The sequence below is a fragment of the Phreatobacter sp. genome (genome assembly GCF_052440005.1).
In the GTDB taxonomy this organism is placed as follows: Bacteria; Pseudomonadota; Alphaproteobacteria; order Rhizobiales; family Phreatobacteraceae; genus Phreatobacter.
On sequence record NZ_JBQVQL010000159.1, the window covers coordinates 1 to 5,175 of the forward strand.

The 5,175-nt window shown below is 70.9% G+C and carries 5 protein-coding genes and 2 pseudogenes; 2 read left to right on the forward strand and 5 right to left on the reverse strand.

The genetic code is table 11. The features are described 5' to 3' along the window. Positions 1 to 615 (forward strand): annotated as a pseudogene (locus tag ACT6XY_RS22380) (cobyrinate a,c-diamide synthase); the annotation flags it as partial. Here ACT6XY_RS22380 and cobF read toward each other — a convergent pair. After that, complete coding sequence (cobF, locus tag ACT6XY_RS22385; protein WP_444750515.1) at positions 612 to 1,364, reverse strand: precorrin-6A synthase (deacetylating); 753 nt, start codon at positions 1,362 to 1,364, stop codon at positions 612 to 614. The pseudogene ACT6XY_RS22380 and the gene cobF sit on opposite strands and share 4 nt — an antisense overlap. Positions 1,365 to 1,513: 149 nt before the next feature. On the opposite strand from cobF, the gene uxaC reads away from it, so the two are divergent. Beyond that, positions 1,514 to 2,950, forward strand: a complete 1,437-nt coding sequence (gene uxaC / locus ACT6XY_RS22390; protein ID WP_444750516.1) for a glucuronate isomerase — start codon at positions 1,514 to 1,516, stop codon at positions 2,948 to 2,950. Between the two features lie 208 nt (positions 2,951 to 3,158). Here the strand turns inward: uxaC and recR are convergent, their stop codons facing one another. The 4 genes and pseudogenes from recR to ACT6XY_RS22410 form a co-directional block, all read right to left on the reverse strand. Beyond that, entirely contained in the window at positions 3,159 to 3,764 is a 606-nt protein-coding gene (gene recR, locus ACT6XY_RS22395) for a recombination mediator RecR (protein WP_444750517.1), read from the reverse strand. Between the two features lie 26 nt (positions 3,765 to 3,790). Continuing rightward, entirely contained in the window at positions 3,791 to 4,261 is a 471-nt protein-coding gene (locus ACT6XY_RS22400; RefSeq protein WP_444750518.1) for a cupin domain-containing protein, read from the reverse strand. 7 nt (positions 4,262 to 4,268) lie between these two features. Then, positions 4,269 to 4,592, reverse strand: coding sequence for a YbaB/EbfC family nucleoid-associated protein (locus ACT6XY_RS22405; protein WP_106749897.1), 324 nt, complete (start codon positions 4,590 to 4,592; stop codon positions 4,269 to 4,271). 21 nt (positions 4,593 to 4,613) lie between these two features. After that, a pseudogene (locus ACT6XY_RS22410) lies at positions 4,614 to 5,175 on the reverse strand (DNA polymerase III subunit gamma/tau); the annotation flags it as partial.

Below are 5,175 nucleotides of genomic sequence, written 5' to 3' on the forward strand. Positions count from 1 at the left end.
CCCACGGGCCCACCATTGCCGCCCCCGGGCCGGCGGGTGGCGTTGGCGCGCGATGCCGCCTTCTCCTTCATCTATCCCCATGTGGAGGCCGGATGGTGCGCCGCCGGGACGGTCCTCGTGCCCTTCTCGCCGCTCGCCGACGAGGCGCCGCCGGAGGACTGCGACGCCTGCTGGCTGCCGGGCGGCTATCCCGAACTGCATGCGCCGCAGCTCGCCGCCGCCCGCCGGTTCCTGTCCGGCCTCCGGCGCTTTGCCGCGACGCGCTCCGTCCATGGCGAGTGCGGCGGCTACATGGTGCTCGGCGAGGCGCTGGTCGACGCCGAGGGCGCCGCCCATCCCATGGCGGGGCTGTTGCCGGTGACGACGAGCTTTGCGAAGCGCAAGATGTCGCTCGGCTACCGGCTTGTGACGACGGATGCGCCGAGCGCCCTTGGGCCCGCGGGCGCGGTGCTCTCCGGGCACGAATTCCACTATGCGACCATCGCAGAGGCTGCTTCCGACGGGGCTCTTGGTACGGCGCGGGATGCGGAGGGCTCGGTGCTCGGTCCGGTCGGCCACGTCCGCGGCCATGTCTCCGGTTCGTTCTTCCACGCCATCGCGCGGCTGCCCGGCTAGTCGCTGCGCCGCAGGAGATAGGTGTCCATGATCCAGCCGATGGCAGCGCGCCGCTCCGCGCGCAGCGCCAGGATGGCGTCGCGGATTTCCGTGAGCGGCCCCGCCATCAGCACCTCGTCCGGCGTGCCGAGATAGGCGCCCCACCAGATGTCGAGCCCGATGGGGTCGATGGCGGCGAGGCCCGTGCCGTCGTCCAGCATGACGACCGTTGAATCGATCTCGCGGGGGAGTCCCTCGCCGATGCGACGGCCGGTCGTGACGTGGACCGGCTCGCCGATGCGGTTGAGCGGGATGCGGTGGGCGGCGGCCAGAGCCTGGGGGGCGCTGATGCCGGGAATGACCTTCAGATCGAAGGCGAGCCCCTCTGCGGCGACGGCATCGAGGATACGGATGGCGCTGTCGTAGAGCGCCGGGTCGCCCCAGACGAGGAAGGCGCCATGACCGTTCTCGGGCAGGTCGCGCGCGATGACCTCGACGAGCAGGCGAGTGCGGGCGGCGTGCCAGTCGGCCACCGCGCCCTGGTAGTCGCCGCCGGCGGCGCGGCGTGGATCGGCGACGCGCACGAGGCGCCATCCGGGCCTCGTCGCGTAGCGGGCGAGGATCGCCTCGCGCATGGCGACGAGCTGATCGGCGGCCCGCCCCTTCTCCATGACGAAGAACACCTCGGCGGCGGCGATGGCCCCGATCGCCTGCAGGGTGAGGTGGCCGGGATGGCCGGCGCCGATGCCGACGAGGGTGATGCTGCGCATGGCGCCTGCCTGCCCCATCGGCGGCCTGCCGGCAAGGGCGGGCGGCGCGGTTCTGCGGGTTGACTTCGGAGGCTACCATACTAGCTTGCCCCGGCTGCCGGAGAGGAAGGGCGCCCGGTGAGAGGCGGCCATCCGCAGCGGGAGGCCCCATGACCCCGTCGCGGCTGCCATCGCCGTCGAGCCGCATCTGCGCGCCCGACCGGCTCCTGCCCCTCGATCCCACCGCTCGGGCGGTCGCCCGGCGGCTCTACGACAGCGTCGCGAACCTGCGGATCATCTCGCCCCACGGACACACCGACCCGCGCTGGTATGCGGAGGACGCGCCCTTTCCGGATCCGGCGAAGCTCTTCGTGGTGCCCGACCACTACGTCTTCCGCATGCTCCATGCGCAGGGCGTGAGGATGGAGGATCTCGGTGTGCCGACGAAAGACGGGACGCCGGTGGAGACCGATCCGAAGGCCATCTGGCGGCGCTTCGCGGCGCATTATCACCTGTTCCGCGGCACGCCGACGCGGCTGTGGCTGGACCATGCCTTCGCTGCGCTGTTCGGTATCGACGAGCGGCTGTCGGCCGCCAATGCCGATGCGACCTACGACCGGATCGCCGCGGCGCTGGCGCTGCCGGCCTACCGGCCGCGGGCGCTGTTCGAGACCTTCGGCATCGAGGTGATCGCCACCACGGAGGGCGCCCTCGACGATCTCCGATGGCACGCTGGGCTGGCGGCCTCCGGATGGAAGGGCCGGGTGGTCACCACCTATCGGCCGGACGCCGTGGTCGATCCGGATTTCGAGGGATTCCGCGCCAATGTCGCCCGCCTCGGCGAGATCACCGGTGAGGACACGGCGACCTGGGCCGGCTATCTCGCCGCCCATCGCCAGCGCCGCTCCTTCTTCAAGGGCTACGGCGCCACCGCCTCAGACCACGGACACCCCTCGGCCACCACGGCGAACCTGTCACGGGGGGAGGCCGAAGCGCTCTTCGCAAAGGTTCTGGCCGGCGGGGTGGGTGCGGGGGAGCGGGATCTCTTCCGCGGCCAGATGCTGACCGAGATGGCACGCATGAGCCTCGACGACGGGCTGGTGCTGCAGATCCATCCGGGATCGCGGCGCAACCACAATGCCGGGATCTTCGCCCGTTTCGGCCGCGACATGGGGGCCGACATCCCGGGACCGACGGACTATGTCGGGGCGCTGAAACCGCTGCTGGACGCGGTGGGCAACGAGCCCTCGCTCACCATCATCCTCTTCACCCTCGACGAGACCGCCTATTCGCGCGAGCTCGCGCCGCTCGCCGGCCACTACCCGGCGCTCCGGCTGGGGCCGCCCTGGTGGTTCTTCGATTCGGTCGAGGGCATGAAGCGCTTCAAGAGCCAGGCGATCGAGACGGCGGGCTTCTACAATACCGTCGGCTTCAACGACGACACCCGCGCCTTCCCCTCCATTCCCGCCCGGCACGACGTGGCGCGCCGCGTCGACTGCGCCCATCTCGCCGAGCTCGTTGGTGACGGCCGACTTGACGAGGACGAGGCGCAGGAGCTGGCGGTGGACCTCGCCTACCGGCTGGCGAAGGAGGCCTATCGGCTGTGAGGCGGGGGTGTTGGAGGCCTCGGGGCCACGACACATCCCACGTTGTCGCATCGCCAGCCGTCACCCCCGGCGAGGCCGAAGGCCGAGGGAAGGGGGTCCAGGGTCCGTAGGAAGCGCCCCCGCAACCCCTGGATGCCCTTTCCCTCGCTGCACGCGGCCGGGGATGACGGCGAGGTGGCGGCTGGAGCCGAGGAAGAAATCTCGCCCCTCAGAAACTCGTCCGCGAGCGGATGGCGGCGGAGATCGTGCCCTCGTCGAGGTAGTCGAGCTCGCCGCCGACCGGCACACCGTGCGCGAGGCGGGTGACCGCGACCCCCGTGCCCGCGAGGAGATCGGTGACGTAGTGCGCCGTGGTCTGGCCGTCGACGGTCGCGTTGACCGCGAGGATCACCTCGCGCACGCCACCCTCGCGCACCCGGTTCACCAGGCTCTCGATGTTGAGGTCCTGCGGGCCGACGCCGTCGAGCGGCGAAAGCGTGCCGCCGAGCACGTGGTACTTGGCGTTGATGGCGCCGGCGCGCTCCAGCGCCCAGAGGTCGGAGACGTCCTCCACCACGACGATCACGCCGCCGTCGCGGCGTGGATCGGTGCAGATCGTGCAGGGATCAGATGTGTCGACGTTGCCGCAGACGCTGCAGATGACGATCTTCTCAAGCGCTTCTCCCATGGCCGCCGTGAGCGGCTGCATCAGGCTCTCGCGCTTCTTGACCAGATGCAGCGCGGCGCGCCGTGCCGAACGGGGCCCGAGGCCCGGCAGCTTGGCGAGGAGCTGGATCAGCCGCTCGATCTCGGGGCCAGCGACCCTCTTGGACATGGATGGGCTTCTTTCTCAGGTCTTGCTCAGGTCTTGCGGCGGTCTTCGGTCCAGTCGCTCTGCCGGACGGCCTCCAGCGGCACCTCGGCGCCGAGCCCCTCGACAAAGGCGACGCCCTGGTCGGGGTAGAGGCAGACCTCGTGGGGAAAGCGGTTGCCGAAGGCCCAGATGACGAGGTCCGCCGTGCCGGTGTTCTCGAAGCAATGCGGATCGGGGTCGCCGGCCCGGTAGCAGAAGGCTTCGCCCGCCTTTGCAGGAACGCGCTCCTCGCCGTGGATCAGCGTGCCCTCGCCGGCCATGACGACGAGGATCTCCTCCTGGAACAGGTGCCGGTGGCGGCGCGAGGAGCGCATACCCGGTTTCACCGTCTGGACGAGGAGGCCGATCGTGTCGCTGCCGACCGTGCGGCCGATATCGGTCATGGTGCCGCCAATCCCTGCCTCGAAGGCATAGGCGAAGGGGGCGATGTCGGCGATGGCGACGCGGCGCGGCGGCATGCGAGCCTCAGAACGGCAATTTCATGCCGGGCGGCAGCGGCAGACCGCCGGTGACGCCCTTCATCTTCTCCTGCGCCACCACCTCGGCCTTGCGGCGGGCGTCGGCATGGGCGGCAAGGAGAAGGTCCTCGAGGATCTCCTTCTCGTCCGGCTTGAGCAGCGAGGGGTCGACCGAGACGCTGCGCAGGTCACCCTTCACGGTGAGGCTGACGGTGACCATGCCGCCGCCGGCCGTGCCCTGCACCTCCGTGCGCTCCATGTCGGCCTGGGCCTCCTGGAGCTTGGCCTGCATGGCCTGCGCCTGCTTCATCAGGCCCATGATGTCCTTCATGGCGAAATCCTTGGCTCGGGGTCAGAAGTCGTCGTCCCAGGGGTCGACGGGTTCCCAGTTTCCGTCCGCATCGTCCTCGGCGGCGGGCGCGAGGGGCGCGGGCTCCGCCTCGGCGCCGCCGTCGAGCGGGCGCACCGCAACGATCTCGGCGCCGGGGAATTTCGCCAGCACGGCCTGCACCGAGGGATGGGCGAGGACGCCGCGCTCGCGGTCGGCCTGTTCGGCGGCGAGGCGCTCGCGCACCGTCGGCTCGCCCTCCTCGGATGAAATGGTGACGACCCAGCGCCGGCCGGTCCAGTCGGTGAGCTTCTTCTGAAGGTCGCCGGCGAGCGTCGGGGGGGCGGAGCGGGTGGGGCGGAAGTCGAGGCGGCCGTCCTCGCAGCGCACCAGGTGCATGTCGCCCTCGAGCTGCTGCTTCAGCCGCACGTCGCGCTTGTCGGCGACGAGCTTGATGACCTCGGCGAAGCTGGCGAGGACCATATGCGGCTGGGCGGCGGGAGCGGCCTGCTCGCGCATGGCGACGGGCGCGCCCTCGGGCCTCGCGACCGAACTGAGCCGCGGGGCGCCGCCGGCGGAGGCGACC

Coding starts and splice junctions, on each gene's coding strand:
- uxaC (WP_444750516.1), top strand. CDS start 1,514: ATGACCCCGTCGCGGCTGCCATCGCCGTCGAGCCGCATCTGCGCGCCC.
- ACT6XY_RS22400 (WP_444750518.1), bottom strand. CDS start 4,261: ATGCCGCCGCGCCGCGTCGCCATCGCCGACATCGCCCCCTTCGCCTAT.
- ACT6XY_RS22405 (WP_106749897.1), bottom strand. CDS start 4,592: ATGAAGGACATCATGGGCCTGATGAAGCAGGCGCAGGCCATGCAGGCC.
- cobF (WP_444750515.1), bottom strand. CDS start 1,364: ATGCGCAGCATCACCCTCGTCGGCATCGGCGCCGGCCATCCCGGCCAC.
- recR (WP_444750517.1), bottom strand. CDS start 3,764: ATGTCCAAGAGGGTCGCTGGCCCCGAGATCGAGCGGCTGATCCAGCTC.